This window comes from Rhodanobacteraceae bacterium, assembly GCA_016713135.1.
Lineage (GTDB): Bacteria > Pseudomonadota > Gammaproteobacteria > Xanthomonadales > SZUA-5 > JADKFD01.
In genome coordinates, this window is sequence record JADJPR010000020.1 from 562,365 (window position 1) to 580,913 (window position 18,549).

19 protein-coding genes and 2 pseudogenes are annotated in these 18,549 nt (G+C 68.8%); 12 read left to right on the forward strand and 9 right to left on the reverse strand.

The window, feature by feature from the left end:
• Positions 1–27: 27 nt before the first annotated feature.
• Both IPK27_17365 and IPK27_17370 read left to right on the forward strand, forming a co-directional pair.
• Positions 28–2,190, forward strand: a complete 2,163-nt coding sequence (locus IPK27_17365) for a primosomal protein N' (GenBank protein ID MBK8069326.1) — start codon at positions 28–30, stop codon at positions 2,188–2,190.
• Between the two features lie 76 nt (positions 2,191–2,266).
• A complete protein-coding gene (locus IPK27_17370; GenBank protein ID MBK8069327.1) occupies positions 2,267–2,572 on the forward strand; it encodes a hypothetical protein in 306 nt (101 codons plus the stop codon).
• Here the strand turns inward: IPK27_17370 and IPK27_17375 are convergent.
• The 6 genes from IPK27_17375 to IPK27_17400 all read right to left on the reverse strand — a co-directional run bounded on the left by IPK27_17375 (position 2,516) and on the right by IPK27_17400 (position 6,162).
• The gene (locus IPK27_17375) at positions 2,516–3,019 is read right to left on the reverse strand and encodes a GNAT family N-acetyltransferase (GenBank protein MBK8069328.1); all 504 of its coding nucleotides are present in this window, start codon (positions 3,017–3,019) and stop codon (positions 2,516–2,518) included. The genes IPK27_17370 and IPK27_17375 overlap by 57 nt on opposite strands.
• Positions 3,020–3,089: 70 nt before the next feature.
• Positions 3,090–3,689: a hypothetical protein gene (locus IPK27_17380; protein ID MBK8069329.1), complete on the reverse strand. Its 600-nt coding sequence runs from the start codon at positions 3,687–3,689 to the stop codon at positions 3,090–3,092.
• Positions 3,690–3,736: 47 nt separating this feature from the next.
• Complete coding sequence (locus IPK27_17385) at positions 3,737–4,255, reverse strand: phage tail protein (protein ID MBK8069330.1); 519 nt, start codon at positions 4,253–4,255, stop codon at positions 3,737–3,739.
• A 10-nt stretch (positions 4,256–4,265) separates the two neighbouring features.
• Positions 4,266–4,769 carry a phage tail protein gene (locus IPK27_17390; GenBank protein ID MBK8069331.1) on the reverse strand — a complete coding sequence of 168 codons (504 nt, stop codon included), beginning with the start codon at positions 4,767–4,769 and terminating at the stop codon, positions 4,266–4,268.
• A 16-nt stretch (positions 4,770–4,785) separates the two neighbouring features.
• Positions 4,786–5,286, reverse strand: a complete 501-nt coding sequence (locus IPK27_17395) for a phage tail protein (protein ID MBK8069332.1) — start codon at positions 5,284–5,286, stop codon at positions 4,786–4,788.
• A gap of 138 nt (positions 5,287–5,424) precedes the next feature.
• Positions 5,425–6,162, reverse strand: coding sequence for a sulfite exporter TauE/SafE family protein (locus IPK27_17400; GenBank protein MBK8069333.1), 738 nt, complete (start codon positions 6,160–6,162; stop codon positions 5,425–5,427).
• A gap of 306 nt (positions 6,163–6,468) precedes the next feature.
• Here IPK27_17400 and IPK27_17405 point away from each other — a divergent pair, with 306 nt between their 5' ends.
• On the forward strand, positions 6,469–7,386 hold the full coding sequence (locus tag IPK27_17405; GenBank protein MBK8069334.1) for a branched-chain amino acid transaminase: 918 nt from the start codon (positions 6,469–6,471) through the stop codon (positions 7,384–7,386).
• 261 nt (positions 7,387–7,647) lie between these two features.
• Here the strand turns inward: IPK27_17405 and IPK27_17410 are convergent.
• Positions 7,648–9,239, reverse strand: a pseudogene (locus tag IPK27_17410) (amidohydrolase family protein).
• Between the two features lie 122 nt (positions 9,240–9,361).
• On the opposite strand from IPK27_17410, the gene IPK27_17415 reads away from it, so the two are divergent.
• The 4 genes from IPK27_17415 (at position 9,362) to IPK27_17430 (ending at position 11,800) form a co-directional block, all read left to right on the forward strand.
• Positions 9,362–9,820 (forward strand): GNAT family N-acetyltransferase, encoded by a 459-nt coding sequence (locus IPK27_17415; GenBank protein ID MBK8069335.1) that lies wholly within the window; start codon positions 9,362–9,364, stop codon positions 9,818–9,820.
• The gene (locus IPK27_17420; GenBank protein ID MBK8069336.1) at positions 9,817–10,212 is read left to right on the forward strand and encodes a hypothetical protein; all 396 of its coding nucleotides are present in this window, start codon (positions 9,817–9,819) and stop codon (positions 10,210–10,212) included. Before IPK27_17415 ends, IPK27_17420 begins: the two co-directional genes overlap by 4 nt.
• Positions 10,209–10,802 carry a hypothetical protein gene (locus IPK27_17425; protein MBK8069337.1) on the forward strand — a complete coding sequence of 198 codons (594 nt, stop codon included), beginning with the start codon at positions 10,209–10,211 and terminating at the stop codon, positions 10,800–10,802. The genes IPK27_17420 and IPK27_17425 overlap by 4 nt, the downstream gene beginning before the upstream one ends.
• 74 nt (positions 10,803–10,876) lie before the next feature.
• Entirely contained in the window at positions 10,877–11,800 is a 924-nt protein-coding gene (locus IPK27_17430; GenBank protein ID MBK8069338.1) for an amidinotransferase, read from the forward strand.
• Between the two features lie 219 nt (positions 11,801–12,019).
• Here IPK27_17430 and IPK27_17435 read toward each other — a convergent pair whose 3' ends face one another.
• On the reverse strand, positions 12,020–12,481 hold the full coding sequence (locus IPK27_17435) for a TerB family tellurite resistance protein (protein ID MBK8069339.1): 462 nt from the start codon (positions 12,479–12,481) through the stop codon (positions 12,020–12,022).
• 286 nt (positions 12,482–12,767) lie between these two features.
• Between IPK27_17435 and IPK27_17440 the strand changes: the two genes are divergently transcribed.
• On the forward strand, positions 12,768–14,150 hold the full coding sequence (locus tag IPK27_17440; GenBank protein ID MBK8069340.1) for a sigma-54-dependent Fis family transcriptional regulator: 1,383 nt from the start codon (positions 12,768–12,770) through the stop codon (positions 14,148–14,150).
• Positions 14,151–14,298: 148 nt separating this feature from the next.
• On the forward strand, positions 14,299–15,612 hold the full coding sequence (locus tag IPK27_17445) for a hypothetical protein (protein ID MBK8069341.1): 1,314 nt from the start codon (positions 14,299–14,301) through the stop codon (positions 15,610–15,612).
• A 544-nt stretch (positions 15,613–16,156) separates the two neighbouring features.
• On the opposite strand, the gene gmk is transcribed toward IPK27_17445, so the two are convergent.
• On the reverse strand, positions 16,157–16,777 hold the full coding sequence (gmk, locus tag IPK27_17450) for a guanylate kinase (GenBank protein ID MBK8069342.1): 621 nt from the start codon (positions 16,775–16,777) through the stop codon (positions 16,157–16,159).
• Between gmk and IPK27_17455 the strand changes: the two are divergent.
• From IPK27_17455 to IPK27_17465, 3 genes and pseudogenes are all read left to right on the forward strand, one after another.
• Positions 16,726–16,944: pseudogene (locus tag IPK27_17455) on the forward strand (hypothetical protein). The gene gmk and the pseudogene IPK27_17455 sit on opposite strands and share 52 nt — an antisense overlap.
• Positions 16,896–17,285 carry a ribosomal protein L7/L12 gene (locus IPK27_17460; protein MBK8069343.1) on the forward strand — a complete coding sequence of 130 codons (390 nt, stop codon included), beginning with the start codon at positions 16,896–16,898 and terminating at the stop codon, positions 17,283–17,285. The pseudogene IPK27_17455 and the gene IPK27_17460 overlap by 49 nt, the downstream one beginning before the upstream one ends.
• Positions 17,286–17,473: 188 nt before the next feature.
• Entirely contained in the window at positions 17,474–18,547 is a 1,074-nt protein-coding gene (locus IPK27_17465; protein ID MBK8069344.1) for an SGNH/GDSL hydrolase family protein, read from the forward strand.
• Positions 18,548–18,549 lie beyond the last annotated feature (2 nt).

Here is an 18,549-nt window from a genome sequence, read left to right on the forward strand (position 1 = left end):
CACCTCACTACTCACCGCTGTTGACCCATGCGCCTGCAGATCGCCGTCCCGGTCCCGCTGCCGAAGCTGTTCGACTATGCGTGGACGGCGGACGGTCCGGCGCCCGCGCCGGGTACGCGGGTGGTGGTCGAGTTCGGACGGCGGCGGGTGGTGGCGGTGGTGGTGTCGTCGCTCCCTGGCGATACCGCCGGGCTGAAGCCCGTACTGGAGGTCCTTGACCCGTCGCCGCTGCCGGACCCGGCGCTGTGGGCGCTGTTCCCGCGGGTGGCGCGCTACTACCTGGCGCCGCTAGGCGAGACCCTGGCGACCGCGCTGCCGGTCGGCCTGCGGCGGATCGATCCGATGGTGCTGCCCGAGCGGCTGCTGTACGCGATGACGGCCGCCGGGGCCGCTGCTGCCTCGCCGCGCGGCGCCGCGCGCCAGCGCCTGTGGACTCGCCTGCGCGAGAGGCCGGCCAGCGAAGCCGAACTGGCCGCGGTCCACGCGCGCTGGCGCCCGGTGGTGGCGGAGTGGAAGGTCGCCGGCTGGGTCGATGCGATCGCGCAGTCGCCCTACGCGCCGCCACCGATCCTCGCGCCCGGACCCGAACTCAGCCCGGCGCAGGCGGACGTGCTGCAGACGCTGCGCGCGCACGGCGAGGGCTTCGGCGTGTTCCTGCTCGACGGCGTCACCGGCAGCGGCAAGACCGAGGTCTACCTGCGGCTGATGGCAGAGGTGCTCGCGCGCGGGCGCCAGGCGCTGCTGCTGGTGCCGGAGATCGGGCTCACGCCGCAACTGGTCGCGCGGGTGCGCGAGCGCCTGCCCGGGCGGGTCGCCGCGCTGCACTCGGAGTTGAGCGAGGGCGAGCGCGTGGAGGCCTATGCGGCCGCCGCGCGCGGCGAGGTCGACGTGGTCGTCGGAACGCGTTCGGCGGTATGGACGCCGTTGCCGCGTCTCGGCCTGGTGCTGGTCGACGAGGAGCACGACGGTTCCTACAAGCAGCAGGACGGCATCCGCTACCACGCGCGCGACGTGGCCTTGATGCGCGCGCAGTCGGTGGGTGTGCCGGCGGTGCTCGGCAGCGCCACGCCCAGCCTGGAGAGCCTGCGCAATGTGCAACTCGGGCGTTACCGGCGGCTGGAGCTGCCGGCGCGCGTGGGTGCGGCAAAGCCCCCGCGCTGGCGCGTGGTGGACCTGCGCCAGCAGCGCCTGCGCGATGGCTTGGCCGCACCGACGCTGACTGCGATTCGCGAACACCTGGGCGCCGGTGGCCAGGTGCTGGTGTTCAAGAATCGCCGCGGCTACGCGCCCACCCTGCTCTGCCACGACTGCGGCTGGCATGCCGAGTGCCCGGACTGCGACATCGCGCTGACCTTTCACCGCAACGCATCCTGGCTGCGCTGCCACCAATGCGGCTTCCAGCGGCGCCCGCCCGACAGTTGCCCCAATTGCAGCAGCCTGGCGCTGGTACCACAGGGGGCCGGCACCGAGCGCCTGGAAGCGGCGCTGGCCGAGGCTTTCCCCGACGCCCCGCTGGTGCGCCTGGATCGCGACACGACCGCACGCAAATCGAGCTTCGCAGCCGCCATCGACGAGCTGCTGCGCGGCGAGCCGACCATCATTGTCGGCACCCAGATGCTGGCCAAGGGCCACCACCTGCCGGCGGTGACGCTGGCGGTGATCGTGGGCGTGGACGAAGGCCTGATGAGCGCCGACTTCCGCGCCAGCGAACGCCTGGCGCAGCTGATCGTGCAGGTGGCTGGGCGCGCCGGACGCGCCGAACGCCCCGGCGAGGTGCTGCTGCAGACCCATCTGCCCGAGCACCCGCTGCTGGCCACGCTGCTGCGCCATGGCTATGGCGAATACGCCCGGTTGGCGCTGCGCGAACGCGCCGACAGCGGCTTGCCGCCGGTCGGGCATGCCGCCGTACTGCGCGCCGAGCATGTCGACGCCGGCAAGGCCGACCGCTTCCTGGTCGATGTGCTCGCGGCCTGTCCGGCCGCCCTGCGCAATGCAGTCGAGATCAGTGGACCGCTGCCGGCGCCGCAGCCCAGGCGCCAGGCGCGCTGGCGCTTCCAACTGGTGGCGATGGCCGCCGAGCGCGCGCCGCTGCATGCCTTCCTCGCCGCCGCAGTGGACGCCGCCTACGCCCACGCGCGCGACCGTACGCTGCGCTGGAGCGTCGACGTGGATCCGCTGGACTTCAGCTGAGGGCCCGGGCTGGCCGGCGCCTTGCGCTGGCGCTTTGCTATCGTCCGCCTCCCTACCGCCCGCTGCCTGAGCCCGCATGAGTACCCCGGACGACCCGATCGCTCAGCTGCGCCTCGACCACTTCCAGCACCTCGTCGGCAGCACCCTCGAGATCGATTTCGGCCATGGGCCGGTTGCCACCGAGGTGCTTTCGGCGATTGCACTCGGCGGCCAGACCCTGCGACCTGGCGGCGGCTTCTCGGTAATGTTGCGGGCACCCGTTCCGGCGCCGGCCCAGGGCGTGTACGCCCTGCATCATCCGCAGCAAGGCGTCCTCGAGCTGATGCTATGTCCGCGGCGGCTGACCGGTGGCCTCGCCGATTTCGAGCTGGTCGTGAACTGACGGGCGCGGGTCGCGTCGCAGTTTCTGGTAGACCGCACCCTCTTCCTCCAACCGGAACCGGTGGCGCGCATACAGCCGCTGCGCCGGATTATCCCGTTCGACGTGGAGCGTGACCGGCAAGCCCGCAGCATCGGCCTCGGCCACCAGTTCCGCGATCAACGCCGCGCCCAGCCCGCGGCGACGGCGCGTCGGCAACAGCGCAATGTCGATGAGGCAGATCTCGGCGGGCGAGCGGTGGACGTAGATCCGCCCGATCGCTGCACCATCGCACGCGAGCAGCAGGAACTCGGCATCCGCGTAGTACGTCTGGTAGTGACGATGCTGCAGGGTGTGCTGCTGATGCAGGAACTCGCGCTTTTGCGCCTCGCTCCAGGGCACGGGTGCGAGCTCTTCCCAGCGCGTCGATGCGTAGAGATCGCTGAGGAACGGCAGATCGGCATCACCGATCGGGCGCAGCTCGATGCCGGGGGGCAATCGCCACGCCGCGCACGAAGCTGCGGGCATCCGGGCGCGAACCTCAGATCGCGCTCAGCAGCAGCGCGTCGAAATCGCGCGGGCTGCCATCCGCCAGCCAGAGCTCGGGGGCGGACGGGTCCAGGCGCAATTCCGCGATGGACGGCAACTGTCCGGTGCTGACGCGCGGGGTGACCAGCACCGAATCGACCCCCACCACCAGCCGTCCACTCCAGGATTCGGTGGTGCGCGATCCGCTGCGGCGCAGGTTGACGACCAGATTGACTTGCTGCCCCGGCAGGCGCATGCGGAAACGGCCGGACCACCAGGTTGAGCTGCGGCGCGCGAGTTGCCAGGCGTAGACCGTCTGCAACTGGGAACGGTCATCCAGCATCTGCAGATCCAGCGACAGATGCTCCAATTGCCCCGGGCCCGCAACCCGACTCGGAAAGAAGCGCTTGAGGCAGATCTCGCTAAGGATCCCCGCGGCCCGCGGTGCGGGTTGCACCGGGATCAGCGCGCAACCGGGGCCGCCTGCTGCGACGGCAGCGGAGGCACCGCCCAGCAAAGGCAGCAGACTGCTGCCATGCATGCCGAACGCAGGTCCGGAAGCCGCACTGGCAAGTGCTCCGGTGGTGGCCAGCAACATGTCTCGACGATTCATGGAAGCTTCCTCGCCCGTTGCGCACCCGGGCTCAAGTCATGGCCGCATCAGGGGCGCTGCGGGAATACACCCTGCATCGCGATGATGAAGTTCAACACCAGGTACGGGGGCATGTTGTTGTGCGGCTGGTCGCCGCCCGCCGGCGCCAGGGCGTCGGGCGACATCGCAACCAGGCTGCTGGAGGGCGCATAGGCGCTGCCCGACCTGGGCACGGCATACAGGTTTCCCGCCGGGTTGTTGCTGCTGCCCGGATTGGCCGAGGCCTGGAGCGAATGGGTATGCCCCGGAATTTCCGACGCGAGCAGCGACACGGTCTCGGCGCCGCCGGCCTCGCCGATGAAATAGTCGCTCAGTCCCGGGCCCTGGCCGTGGTGCACCGGCGCACTGCCCTGGAAGCTCGGCAATGCGAAATTGCTCTTGCCGTTGCCGCCGTAATTTGTCCCCAGCAGTGAGAACAGCGCGGTGTTCTGCGAGAGCGGCAGCAACTGGCCGTCGCAAAAGGCCCAGCCGCGCGGTGCGAAATTGAACCCGACGATGCGGATCTCCGCGACAAACGGACTGCTCATGGCAATGGCCTCAGGTTGGCGACGGGAAGATGCCGAACAGCGAGATGATGAAGCTGACCGCCAGGTATGGCGGCCGGTTCTCGTGCGGCTGCGCACCACCCACCGAACCGATGTTCGTCGGCGACATCGCGACGAATGGCGTGCGGCTGGCGTACATCTGGACCGAAGGCGACGACGGCACCAGTTTCGGCGATGCGATGGTTTCGGTGGCGGTCTGCGAATTGGCCAGCAACGGGTGGCTGTGCGCGGGGATCTGCGCGGTGGTCAAGGTGACGGATTCCGCCCCACCTGTCACGCCAAGGATGAAGCCGTTGCCGAAATGGAACGGAATCCGGCCACGCAAGTCCGGCAGCGCGAAGGTTTCCTGCCCGTCGCCGCCATAGGTGGTGCCGATCAGATTGAACAGGGTCTCGTACTCGGAGATCGACAACAACTGGCCGTCGCAGAACATCCAGCCCGACGGCGCGAAATTTCCGGCGAACATGCGGATCTCACCCACATAAGGTTGTCCCATGAGTTTCTCCGCGCGCTCAGGTCGGTGAAGGAAAGATGCCTTGGATTGCCACGCTGAAGTTCAGCGTCAGGAACGGCGGCATGTTCAGGTGGGCCTGCGAGCCGCCGGTATTGGTCACCGCGGCGGGGTTCATTGGCACCAGCGACTGCGCGGGCCCGTAGATTGGAGACAGCGTCTGCGCCGGGACATTGTCCGTCGGAGTTCCCGTGGTGGCGCGCGCCGTGGAGTGCGAGAGCACGTGCGTGTGAGTCGGGATCTCGGCGATGCTCAGGGTGTGCGCCTGCTCGCCTCCACGCTCGCCCAGGGTGTGGCCATTTCCCATGTGGATGGGCATCCGCCCACGAAGGTCGGGCAAAGCGAAATTGACCCGCCCATCACCGCCGAATGTGGTGCCGAACAGGGAAAACAGCGCCTGGTTCTGGTTGATCGGCAGCAACTGCCCGTTGCACAGGGCCCAGCCCCGCGGCGCAAAGCCGAAGGCACAGATCCTGATCTCACCGAGGAAGGGTTCGCTCATGGATGGATCCGATCGCGTTGAGTGAGTGGCGCTGGCTGCCAGCGTCCGCGTGTCCGACGGATACTAGGCTAGTGCGACTCCGCTTGCGTGGCGATTCGCATCCTTGCGCAGGGGAACACTGTGCAGGACTGTGACCGATCAGATCGCCGCCCCGATCATCTTGGCAGCCGCCACCGCGAGGACCACCGCGAGCAACCGGCGCAGCATCTGCGGCGGCGCCCGCCGGGCGCCGATCCACGCGCCCACCAGACCGCCGACGACCACGGCCGGGCCGCTCCAGGCGAGTTCGTCGAGCAGCGCCGGAACCCGCTCCGCCTGTGCCAGCAGGCCAGCCGCTGAATTGAGCCAGATGAAACAGGCGGACACCGCCGCCGTGGTCCTTGCGCCGGCCCAGCCAGCCAGCATCAGCAGCGGCGACAGGAAAATGCCGCCACCCACGCCAGTCAATCCGGACGCGAGTCCCAATACGCCCCCCGCGGCCATCGCCAGGGGCAACCGCGGCCGGCCGCGGGCAGCCTCGTCGGCGCGCCGTGCGCCGATCCACAGCGACACCGCCGCCCAGGCAAGCACCAGGCCGATCGCCAGCCGGTACCAGGCGCCTGGCAGATCGACCAGGCCGCCAAGGTACGCGCAGGGCACGCTGGCGACGACGAAGGGCCACAACAACCGGCCATCGAAATGCCCCGCCCGCGCGTACTGCACCGCCGCGATCCCCGACACCAGCAGGTTCAGCGCCAGCGCCAGCGGCCGCATCTCCGCCGGCGCCACCGCCGCCAACGACATGATCGCCAGGTACGCCGACGCGCCGCCATGGCCGACGCTGGCGTAGAGCAGCGCACCGATCAGGAAGGCGGGGGCGAGCAGGAGTGGGTCCATGCGGTGGGTTGTGGGCGCTTGCGGTTGTGGGTTGTGGGCGCTGTCAGTTGTGGGTTCTGGGTTGTGGGTTGTGGGCGGCAACAGCCGGTGAGCCGCAAGCCAGTGGGAGCGGCTTCAGCCGCGATCTCTTGCGGGCGACCGCTGGGAAAGATCGCCGACAAAGTCCGCTCCCTCAGGTATGCGGCGTGCGCGCCTTGCTGCCCACAACCCACAACCCAGAACCCACAACCGTCAGCCCTAGAGCCGGCAGCCCCCGCCGCAGCGCTATATTCGGCGTTTTCCCTCCGCCATCACAAGGAACCGGCCATGAGCCAAAACCTGCCCGAATTCATCTGGTTCAATGGCAAGCTGGTGCCGTGGGCCGAGGCGACCGTTCACGTGATGTCGCATGCGCTGCACTACGGCTCGTCGGTGTTCGAGGGCATCCGCTCGTACCAGACGCCCAAGGGCCCGGCGATCTTCCGCTACACCGAGCACATGAAGCGCTTGTACAACTCGGCGCTGATCTACGACCTCGACACCGAGTACGATCTGGCCACGCTGCTGGCCGCAGGCCGCGAGGTGATCACCGCGAACAAGCTCACGGCTGCTTACCTGCGCCCGCTGATCTGGCGCGGCGCCGGCGGTTTCGGCCTGGGCGCGGACAACCCGACCGGCTGCATGATCGCGGCCTGGGTGTGGGGGCCCTACCTCGGCGCGCAGGCGGTCAACGACGGCATCGACGCCTGCATCTCCAGCTGGCGCCGGGTGGCCCCGGACACCCTGCCGGCCACCGCCAAGGCCGGCGGCAACTACCTGTCGAGCATCCTGGTCTCGCGGGAGGCCAAGCGCCTCGGCTTCCAGGAGGGCATCGCGCTGACGCACGACGGCTATCTCGCCGAGGGTGCCGGCGAGAACATCTTCCTGATCTCCGGCAAGACCATCTACACCCCGCCGATGGGCGCCTCGATCCTGCAGGGCATCACCCGCGACGCGGCGATCACCATCGCCAAGGACCTGGGCTACGAGATCCGCGAGCAGAACCTGCCACGCGAGATGATCTACCTGTGCGACGAGGTATTCATGACCGGCACCGCGGCGGAAATCACCCCGATCCGCTCGGTCGACCGCAAGCAGGTCGGCAGCGGCAAGCCCGGCCCGGTGACGCGCGCGATCCAGAAGCAGTTCTTCGGCCTGTTCGACGGCAGCGTCGAAGACCGCCACGGGTGGCTCGAGTACGTGTGAGGACGCTCTGCGGCGGGTAGCGGGTAGCCGTTAACCGATCGCAGTTGCCGCGCCCGCAGGGAATGCGGGACAGAAGCGGGACACAGAGGACGCAGAGGAGAAGCAGAGAGATCGCAGAGAAAGATTGAGCCGGATGTGCTCGGATCTCCCGTGTTTCTCTGTGTTCTCTCTGCTTTTTCTCTGCGTCCTCTGCGTCCGCTCCTGGCTACGGCCCCTGCCCAGCTCAACTGACCAGCAACGCAGTGCCAGGTCGAACCAACCTCAGCGCTTCGGCCACACCCGCTCGCCATCGACCCAGGTCGAGCTGACCTTCAGCGCCAGCAGGCCGCGGCCGCGCAGCTTGAAGGGATCGGTGGCGAGGACCACGAAGTCGGCGCGTTTGCCGGCTTCCAGGGTTCCCACCTCGGCCTCGGCGTGGCCGGCGTAAGCGGCGCCGCGGGTGAATCCGTCGATCGCTTCGGCCAGGGTCATTCGCTGGTCCGGCAGCCAGCCACCGGGCGGCTTGCCGTCGGCATCCTGACGACTGACCGCGGCGTATAGCCCGAGCACCGGGTCCACGCGTTCCACCGGGAAATCGGAGCCGAGCGCCAGCGCCGCGCCGCTGTCGAGAAAACGCCGCCAGGCATAGGCGCCGCGCAAACGGCTGGCGCCGACGCGCTTCTCCGCCCACGGCATGTCGCTGGTGGCGTGGGTGGGCTGCATCGACGCGATCACGCCGAGCTGAGCGAAGCGCGGGATGTCGTCGGGATCGACCACCTGCGCATGCTCGATGCGCGGGCGCAGTGATTGGCGCTGCTGCGCGCCGAGGCTGGCGTAGGCATCGAGCACTGCGCGATTGGCGCGATCGCCGATCGCATGCACCGCCGGCTGCACGCCGCAGCCCGTGGCGCGGCGGATGATCGCGGCCAGGCGCTCGCTGGCCTCGACCAGCAGCCCGCGGTTGCCCGGCTCGTCGGCGTAGTCCGCCAACAACGCCGCGCCGCGGCTGCCCAGCGCGCCGTCGGCGTAGAGCTTGACCGCGCGCATCTGCAACCGGCCGCCGGGGTGCTGGTACAGGCCGTCGCGGCAGAGATCGTCGAGCGCCGCTGACGCGCCGTCGGCCATTGCGTACACGCATCCAGGGCTGCGCGCAGGGCCCGACGCTGCCAGGCGCGATCGGGCGGCGGCAGCTTGCGCACGACCAGGTTCATCGCGTTGTCGATCAGCACGCCGGTCGGCGCACCGTTGGCGTCGCGCAGGATGCGCCCACCCTCGGGATCGGGCGTGTCGCGCTCGATGCCCGCCGCCCGCAGCGCCGCCGAGTTGGCCCAGCCGGCATGCCCGTCGACCCGTTCCAGCCACACCGGCCGTGCGGGGAACTCGCGGTCGAGGTCGGCGGCGGTCGGGAATTCGGCCTTGGCCCAGTCGTTCTGGTCCCAGCCGCGCCCGAGCAGCCAGGCGCCGTCGGGCAGCTCCCTGGCTTTGGCGCGCAGGCGTTCGATGATCGGGTCGAGCCCGAGCGTGCCGACCAGGTCCGCCTGCATCAGCGACTCGCCGAGGCCCATCAGGTGGCCGTGGGCGTCGATCAGCCCCGGGATCACGGCGCCGTCCTGGACCACCTCGCGCACCGCGTTGCCGCGCTCTTCGAGCAGAGCGCGAACGCTCGGCGCGCTGCCGCTCGCAAGCACCCGGCCAGCGCCATCCCAGGCCAGCGCGGCGACCGGCTCCGTCGTCGTAGCGGTGGGATAAATGCGTCCGATCAGCAGGGTGTCGACGCCCTTCGCGTGCGCATCGGCACCGCCGATCGCCAGGGCCAGCAGGATCGCGCTCAGGCCGCGCATTTCACGTCTCCCATGCAGTGGGCGCCAGAGCATGTCCCGAAGCGGCGCGTTGTCGCGTTATACCAGCGCCCGGACCCGCGCCCCTGCCAGCGATTTGCCCTTTCCGGCGTGCGGCGGCCACCTACAATGATGCGATGCAACAAGAACTTGCCCCGATGTCCGCTCCGCTGATCCTGCGCCGCGCCGAGACTGCCGATGCCGGCGTGGTCGCCGAGTTCAATCAGGCGATGGCCTGGGAGACCGAGCGCAAGGAACTCAACCCGGCGGTCGCCCAGGCCGGCGTGCTCGCGGTGATCATCGAGCCGCGCCGCGGCTTCTACCTGCTCGCAGAGCGCGCCGGGCAGGTGGTCGGCGGGCTGATGATCACCTACGAGTGGAGCGACTGGCGCAACGCCGATTTCTGGTGGATCCAGAGCGTCTACGTGCGCCCCGAAGCGCGCCGCCAGGGCGTCTATGCCGCGCTCTATCGTGAGATCGAGACGCGCGCGCAGGCCGCAGGGGCCTGCGGCATCCGCCTGTATGTGGAGAATGACAACGAGGCGGCGATGCGCACCTATGCCGCGCTCGGCATGGTCGATGCGCACTACCGGGTGATGGAGCGCAGCTTCCGATGATCCGCGCCGGACTGCTGCTGGCCCTGCTGGTCGGTGCATCCAGCGCCCGCGCCACGGAGTCCCAGGTGGTGCTCGCGCTCGACATCGAATACCTGCAGTCGACGATGCCGCTGTATGCGCGCATCGCTGGCCAGGCCGAGAAGGCCGCCAGCGGGGCGGATGCGCAACGCCGCAGCGAACTCGAACTTGCGCGCGATCTGCGCCAGAGCGAGATCTTGACCGCACTGCCGGAGGTCATCGCGCAGATTGCCGGTAGCGCCAACGCCGACCTGGTGGTCGACCGCGCGGTCGCCCGCCGCATCGGCGAGTCCGCCGCACACGACATCACCGACGAGGTGGAGAAGGTGCTCGTCGAGCGCTTCGGCGACCAGCCGCTGGAGCCGGCCAAGTGAAGCGCTGGCTGTGCGCCTGGCTGCTCGCACCCGCGCTGGCCTGGGCCAGCCCGCCGGTGCTGGTGGTCGACCTGAGCGAGGCCTACACGCGCTCCACCGCGCTGGCGCAGTTGCTGGTCGCGGTCGACACCGAACTCAAGGCGATCGCGCAGCGCCATCGGCCGGAACTGCTGCGCCTGCGCGAGGAACTGCGCATGCTCAAGGAGCAAGGCGCGGCCAGCCGCACCCGGCAACTGGCGATCGCGCGCCGCATCAGCGAGATCGAGGCCGCCGCGGAAGCGGACGAGGAACGCCTGGCGCAGGCCAACCAGGCGGCGATCGCGCGCGTCGACGCGGCGATCAACGAGGTCAAGACCGCGCTGCGCACCGAGGCCGGTGCGCGCGCCGTGCTGGACATCCAGGAGACCCAGTATGTGCGCCCGGATTGCCCCTGCCTGGCGACCGAGCGCCTGTACGAATTGCTCAACGCGCGCCTGCCGCGCGTGGAGCTGGAATTGCCGCAGCCGGAACCCGCGGATGCGGCCGCCATGCTGCACCGCAGCTTGCTGTGGTTTGCAGCGCCCACGCACAATCGCTCCGTCCCGGCGTAGTGCCTGTCGGGGAGGGGGCAAACCCGTGGCGAACCGCAAGGCTCGTCGCGGGTTTCTTTTTTGGAGCCCTTGAGATGTCCCAGCCGCGCCTTTGGAACGATCCGGAAGCCTTCGCCGCGCACGCGCGCCAGTTGCCGCAGCGCGCCCCCGGCGTGCCGCGCGCGGTGTTCCTGGTCACCCCGGCAGGCTTCCACCTGGCCGCGGAATCAGCCCGCGACAACGCCTACATGCAGATGGCAGCCGGGGTGGATGCCGGCCGCGCCCTCGCCCAGCACCTGGCGCTGGCACAGCTGCTGGCGCGCGCCGGGATCCCGGTGAGCAGCTTCGCCGGCCACCCGGACACGCCGGATGCGGTATTCCCCAACAATGTCTTCGCGACCGCGCCCGGCCGCCTGATTGTCGGCGCGATGCGCCACGCCGTGCGCCAGCGGGAAGCGCAGCGCGAGGACATCCGCGCCTGGTTCCGCGATGTGCTCGGCTATCGCGAAATCGATCTGTCCGGACACGGATTCGTCGCCGAACTCACCGGCAGCCTGGTGATCGACCGCAGCCGCGGCATCGGCTACTGCGGATTGTCGGAGCGCTGCGACCGCACCGGCGCGGCGGCGATGGCGCGCGCTTTCGGACTGCGCGACCTGCTGCTTTTCGACCTCGCGCCGGGCGAGTACCACACCAACGTCGTGATGTCGGCGCTCGACGGGCGCGGCGTGCTCATTTGCCCCGAGGGCTTCGCCGACCATCGCGTCGCCGACGCGATCATCAGCATCCATGCCGCCGCGAGCGTGGTGATCGACGCCGCCGAGAAGGCCGGCTACGCGGGCAACTGCATCGCGCTCGGCGAGGCCGGGCTGTGGATGTCGGCTTGCGCGGCGCGCAGCCTCAAGCCCGCCACCCGCGATGCCATTGCGGCGCTGGGCATGCGCATCCACGCGGTCGAACTGGACGAACTGGAAAAAGCCGGCGGCAGCCTGCGCTGCATGATCGGCGAGATCTATTGAGCCTCTGACTGCGCAGCCCGACCCGCGAAGGAAGAAATACAGAGTTGCTCTGTAGGCCGGTGTAGCGCGCTGCGCTTCACCGGCAAAGCGCCGGTGAAGCGCTGGGCGGTGCCCCCGGCCTACACCGCAAGGCATTCGGTTTTTTCTGGCTGCCCGATACGCGCTGCGCGCACCGAGTAGACGCGAGGCGACGCTCCGCGCGCCTCGGGGCCCGCCAGCTCAGTTCCCGATCCGCTCGCGCATCACATCGGCATCCACCCCGAGGCTCTTGCCCACCCGCGTCAGCCAGGACTTCTCCGGGATGCGCATGCGGCCATCCGAGTGCGCCAACGTCAGCAGCGCATCGAGAAGTTGCTCCGAGTGCGTGGAACTGGTCGGGAACACCTTGAGGAAGCGCGCAATCTCGGCCTCCACATCGAGGCCGCCGGCGCGTCCGCGCTCGAAGCTCGCCACCGCCAGCTTGCGCCCGACCTTGGGCAGTTGCATGCGGTCGATCAGTTGCTCGCCGTGCTCGGCTTCCTCGGCGGTGACCACACCGTCGGCGCGCGCCAGCGAGCCCAGCAAAGCGAACAGCACGCTGACGAAGACTTCTTCCTTGGGATCCAGCGATTCCGTGCGGAACAAACCACCCAGGGTCTCACTCACCCAGCGCAGCGGACCGGTGGAACGGACTTCGGACATACGACACCCCCTTGATGAGGAACGATCGGCAACGGAACCGGTGACGATCTTACGCCGCAAGCGGGGCGATGGATGCACGGGTTTGCGCTGGGAAACGATGCACCCGGCGTCGCGGGGACAGCAAGCCCCTGACCCGAGCCGCCGCCGGCGGACACGGCACTGTCCGGAATCGAACACTTTCGCAAGAGCAGGGGCTAATCTGCGCTGCAGACCGTGTGTTTGGCGAATGCAGCCGCTGGCACGCAATCTGCGTGAGGCGCTCCGAACCCTCCGGAAATCCGATGAAATGTCCGACCTGCCCATCCTGATTGCCGACGACCAGCGCGATGTCCTCGAGGCCCTGCGCTTCCTGCTCAAGTCCGAGGGCATGCCTTCGCTGCAATCGATGCATCCCGACGCGGTGATCGAGACCCTGAAGAAGCAGGCGGTCTCGGTGGTGCTGATGGACCTGAACTACACCCGCGACACCACCAGCGGCCAGGAGGGCCTCGATCTGCTCGAGCGCATTCGCGCGCTGGACGCCGAGCTGCCGGTGGTGGTGATGACCGCCTGGGGCACCATCGACATCGCGGTGGAGGCGATGCGCCGCGGCGCCAATGACTTCGTCGAGAAACCCTGGGACAACGCGCGCCTGCTGGCGATCCTGCGCAACCAGGCGGCGCTGGGCGCCACCCGCCGGCGCGCCCAGCGGTTGGAGCGCGAGGTGGAAATCTTGCGCGGCACCGAATCGGGCGAGTTCATCGCCGAGTCGGCGGCCATGCGCCCGGTGCTGGACATGATCCAGCGCGTCGGCCCCACCGAGGCGAACGTGCTGATCCTCGGCGAGAACGGCACCGGCAAGGGCCTGATCGCCGACCTCTTGCACCGCAACTCGCGGCGCGCCGACAAGCCGCTGATCAAGGTCAACATGGGCGGCATCGCCGAAACCGTGTTCGAGTCCGAGATGTTCGGCCATGTGCGCGGCGCCTTCACCGACGCCAAGCAGGACCGCATCGGCCGCTTCGAGCTGGCTGACGGCGGCACCCTGTTCCTCGACGAGGTCGGCAACATCCCGCTCTCGCAGCAACCCAAGCTGCTGCGCGTGCTGGAAGACGGCGAGTTCGAGCGCCTGGGCTCCTCGCGCACCAGCAAGGCGCATGTGCGGCTGGTCTCGGCAACCAACGCGGACCTTGCCGACGACGTGGCCAAGGGCCGCTTCCGCAAGGACCTGCTGTTCCGCCTGAATACCGTGGAACTGCGCCTGCCGCCGCTGCGCGAGCGGCGCGAAGACATCCTGCCGTTGGCCCGCCGGCTGCTGGCGCGTTTCGGCCAGCGCTACCAGCGCGAAGACGTGTGCCTGTCGCCCGCCGCGGAACGCGCGCTCCTCGGCTACGCCTGGCCCGGCAATGTGCGCGAGCTGTCGCACGTGATCGAGCGCGCGGTGCTGATGTCGCGCGCCGACGAGATCGGCGACCTCGACTTCAGCTTCGCGCCGCAGCGCCAGAGCGAAACCGAGATCGACCACCTGACCCTGGACGCCGCCGAGGAACTGCTGGTGCGCCGCGCCATGATCCGCGCCGAAGGCAACGTCCAGCGCGCCTCCGACATCCTCGGCCTGTCACGCGCCGCGCTGTACCGGCGGCTGGAGAAGTTCGGGATCCGCGGGGCGGGGGAGGAGGGAGAGGCGTGAAAGAGCGGGGCAAGGGGCAGGGGGCAGGGGACGGGGCGCAGCGCGCTGACCGGGACTCTGCATGCGCTCGGACGGCGACAAGATCGCGGCTGTGCCCCCCGGTTGCGTCCCCTGCCCCCTGCCCCTTGCCCCGCTTTTCCCGCTCCTGATGGCCTCCCCCTCCTACGAAACCCGCGTCGCCCTGTGGTCGCTCGCGCTCACCGCGCCGGCGCTGGGGGTCGCGTGCTGGCTGCTGTGGCGGCTGAACTGGCCCCCGGCGGGTCGGATGGCGGCGATCGGCGGGCTGCTGGTGGCGAGCGCCTGGCTGTGGCGGCGCCTGCGGCGGGCGGTGGTGCATCCGCTGCTGACGCTGGTGAGCCTGCTCGATTCGCTGCGCGCGGGCGATTACAGCCTGCGCAGCATCTCGGCGCGGCGCGGGGATGCGCTGGGCGAGGTGCTGTGGGAGGTCAATGCGCTGTCGTCCACCCTGCGCGAGGAACGCCTGCGGGTCGAGGAGACCGGCGCCCTGCTGGGCAAGGTGCTGGGCAGCGTGGACATCGCCATCTTCGCCTTCGACGACCAGCGCCGGCTCAAGCTGATCAACGCCGCCGGCGAGCGCCTGCTGGCGCTGCGCTGCGAGCAGGCGCTGGGGCAGAGCGCGCTGGAACTGGGCCTGGAATCCTGCTGCGACAGCGAGACCCCGGCAACCCTGAAGCGCGCCTTCCCCGGCGGCAGCGGCAGCTTCGAGGTCCGCCGGGCGAGCTTCCGCGAGGGTGGCAAACCGCATGAACTGCTGGCGATCAGCGACCTCTCGCGCGCCTTGCGCGAGGAAGAACGCCAGGCCTGGCAGCGATTGATCCGGGTGCTCGGGCACGAACTGAACAATTCGCTGGCGCCGATCCGGTCGATGGCCGGCACCCTGTCCACGATGATCGCGCGCGAGCCGCTGGCGCCGGACTGGCGCGAGGACGTGCAAGGTGCGCTCGGCGTGATCGGCGACCGCGCGGAGTCGCTGACCCGCTTCATGTCCTCCTACACCCGCCTGGCGCGCCTGCCGGCGCCGAGCAAGCGCGCGGTCGCGCTGGCGCCTTTGTTGCGGCGCGTGGCGCGGTTGGAACAGCGCCGCCAGATCGAGGTCGGAGACCTTCCCGAGATCGAGATCCGCGCCGACGCCGACCAGTTGGAACAGGCCCTGATCAATCTGATCAAGAACGCCGCAGAAGCCGCACTCGAAACCGGCGGCGGCGTGCGCGCGCGCCTGCTGCCGCAAGCAGCATCGGTGCGCATCGAGATCGAGGACGACGGCCCGGGGCTGGCCAAGACCGAGAATCTTTTCGTCCCCTTCTTCACCACCAAGCCGGGTGGCAGCGGCGTCGGTCTGGTGCTGGCCCGCCAGATCGTCGAGAACCACGGCGGCACGCTGGACCTGCGCAACCGCGAAGACGCGCGCGGGTGCCTGGTCAGGGTGGAGTTGCCGCGGTGAGGTGGGGAAGATGGAGCGGGGGAGGTGAAGCGGGGCAGGGGGCGAGGGACCGGACCTGCGCTCCGGGTAAGGGTCTAGGTCCCTGGAGGACCGGTTGCATCATCGGTCGGGAACATCCTGCCACTGCTGCAAACCTGGTAACCAGTGTCCTGTCTCGCAAGTAGCGCGAAGAAGTTCCGGATGGATTTCGTCGCGAGACAAGGCGCGAGGAGAAGCCATAGTGGTTCTATGGCGACGACGAGCAACGCAGCATTGCGGCGAAAGACGCCGGAACCATTCGATGGTATTTGCGGGACAGGACACTAGTGTGGTGTTCCGTAGTTGAAGAAATTTCCGATGAATTTTGCGGCGAGGCAAGGCGAGAGGAGGAGTCGCAGCAGGGCTATGGCGACGACGAGCAACGCCGCATCGGCGCAAAAGGCGCGGAAATAATTCAAGGTAATTACGGAACACCACACTAGGTTCCCACCCCACCTCGCTGCACGGATAGAACACCAGTGCAGGTCCCCTGCCCCCTGACCCGCTTCACCTCCCCCGCTCCACCCTACCCCAGCAACTGCGCCAGCAGCCCCGCCTGGCGCGGGCCCTGGATGCGCATCGACAGGCGCACGGCGCGCACGATGGCGGCGAGATCGTCGAGCGCATCGTCGAAGCGGTCGTTGACGATCAGGTAGTCGAACTCGGTGGCGTGTTCCATCTCGCCGCGCGCATTGGCGATCCGCCGCGCGATCACCTCGGGACTGTCCTGGCCGCGGTCGCGCAGGCGCTGGAACAGCGTGTCGCGCGAGGGCGGCAGGATGAAGATGGTCACGCAGGCCGGGAAGCGCTGGCGGATCTGGCGCGCGCCCTGCCAGTCGATCTCCAGGATCACATCGCGCCCATTCGCAAACGCGGCGGCCACCTGGTCGCGCCCGGTGCCGTAGTGGTTGCCGTGCACCAGCGCGTGCTCCAGCAAGCGCTCCTGCGCGATCAACTGCTCGAAATGCGCCACATCGGTGAAGTGGTAATGCTCGCCGTCCACCTCACCCGGACGCGCCGCGCGCGTGGTGTGCGACACCGACAGCTGCAACCGCGCATCGCGCTCCACCAGCGCGCGCACCAGCGAAGTCTTGCCGGCACCCGAGGGCGCGGCGATCACGAACAAATTGCCGATGGCGTCGGTCATCGAGGCTCCAGCCAACGGGCGTGGACGCGGGGCGGGAAGTCTACCTGCATTGGGACCTATGCTTCCGGCAGTCGCAGCCGCGCCGCGTGCGAATTCGATCGAATCACCAGGAATCCCGATGGGCGAGTTCTCCGCATGGCTGCAGGCGCAAGGTGTCGATCCGCTGACCGGCGGCATCGTGCTTGGCTTCGTGGGTGGCTGGCTGTTTGCGCGGATGCTGCGGCGCGATGACCATCCGCCGCCGACCCGTGCGACCAGCAGGGCCAGTGGCGAGTCGATCGCCCCCAGTACCGATCCACTGGCGCTCTCCTCCCTGCGCTCGGCCTTGCGCAACCAGGGCTCCGACGCGGAACTCGCCGGCGAGCAGGCGCAGCAAGTGCTCGCCCTGCTGCAGGCGCGCCAGAAGCTGGAGGCGATCAAGCTGCTGCGCTCGATCACCGGACTCGGCCTGAAGGAAACCAAGGACGTTTGCGACGAGGTCGAGCGCGACCAGCGCTGGGGGGTTTGATGCTCCGGCGCAATCCGCGCTTTCCATACCCTGACGTATTGACCCTGACCGGGCGACAGGATTAGCCTGCGCGGCGGTGCTGGGGGGAACCCTGCAAAGGTGCCAGCGCCATGGGAGATTGCTTACGTCAACTGGGGTAGCTGCCATCCGGCGGCTGTCGCGTACATCTTCGTCCTGGGGAGGACTTCATGAACACTGCAACGCGCGGGATCGTGTGCGGCTTGCTGCTCGCCATTGGCGGCCAAGCCTTCGGCAGCACCCTGAATCAGAACGTCTCGTGGACGGTGGACCGCTCCGGCACCACCGCCAAGTATCGCGTCGTGGCCTACGGCGATTCGATCTACGCCGGCTACAACACCTCGATCAGCAATGCGGCCAAGTATTCCGCGCCGACGGTGGACGCCGAGTACCTGTCGGCGCTGTGGAACGCCGACATCGAGAGCATCCGCCGCGCCAAGTCCGGCGCCGTGGCCTCGGACGTCTACAACAACAAGATCGTCTCCGAACGCTCCTACATGCAGGCCGCCAGCACCCGCGTGGTGACCTTCGAGATGTGCGGCAACGACGGCCTGCAGGCGCGCACCGCGTTCAAGGACCAGTCCGGCACCTGCAACTACGGCGTGCTGAACACCGCGCTGAACAACTGCAAGACCTACGTGGCCGCGGCGATGGACTACATCAACGCCAACGCCAGCCCGAACGTCAAGCTGAAGGTCATTTCCAACCTGTACTACCCCGGCTACAACGCCGACAACGTGCAGAGCACCTGCAAGGATTCGGCCACCGGCGCCACCGTCAACATGCGCACCACCTTCCTGCCGGTGATCGCGAAGATGAACTACTGGATGTGCGAATACGCGCGCCAGAAGGGCTTCAAGTGCGCCGACAGCTTCGCCCAGTACATGGGTGCGGACTACGACAGCAACGGCGACGGCCAGGTCGATTCCGACGCGCTGCGCTATGTCGCCGGCGAGAGCGAGTCGAGCTATGTGACGCGCATCACGTCCACGCTGCGCACCACCCTGCGCGATGCCAACACGCACTTCGTGTCGTCCTCCAGCAGCTACGACTACATCCAGTCCGACGACGTGCATCCGACCTACACCGGCGGCACCGTCTCGGCCGGCCTGTGGGGTGGCAGCACCGGCACCGGCGCGCCGCGCTACACCAGCTTCACCAGCGGCAAGAGCCCGATCTGGAACCGCTACGGCCACGAGCGCATGGGTTGGGCGCTGTCGACCTACAACCCGCCAAGCCCCTGAAG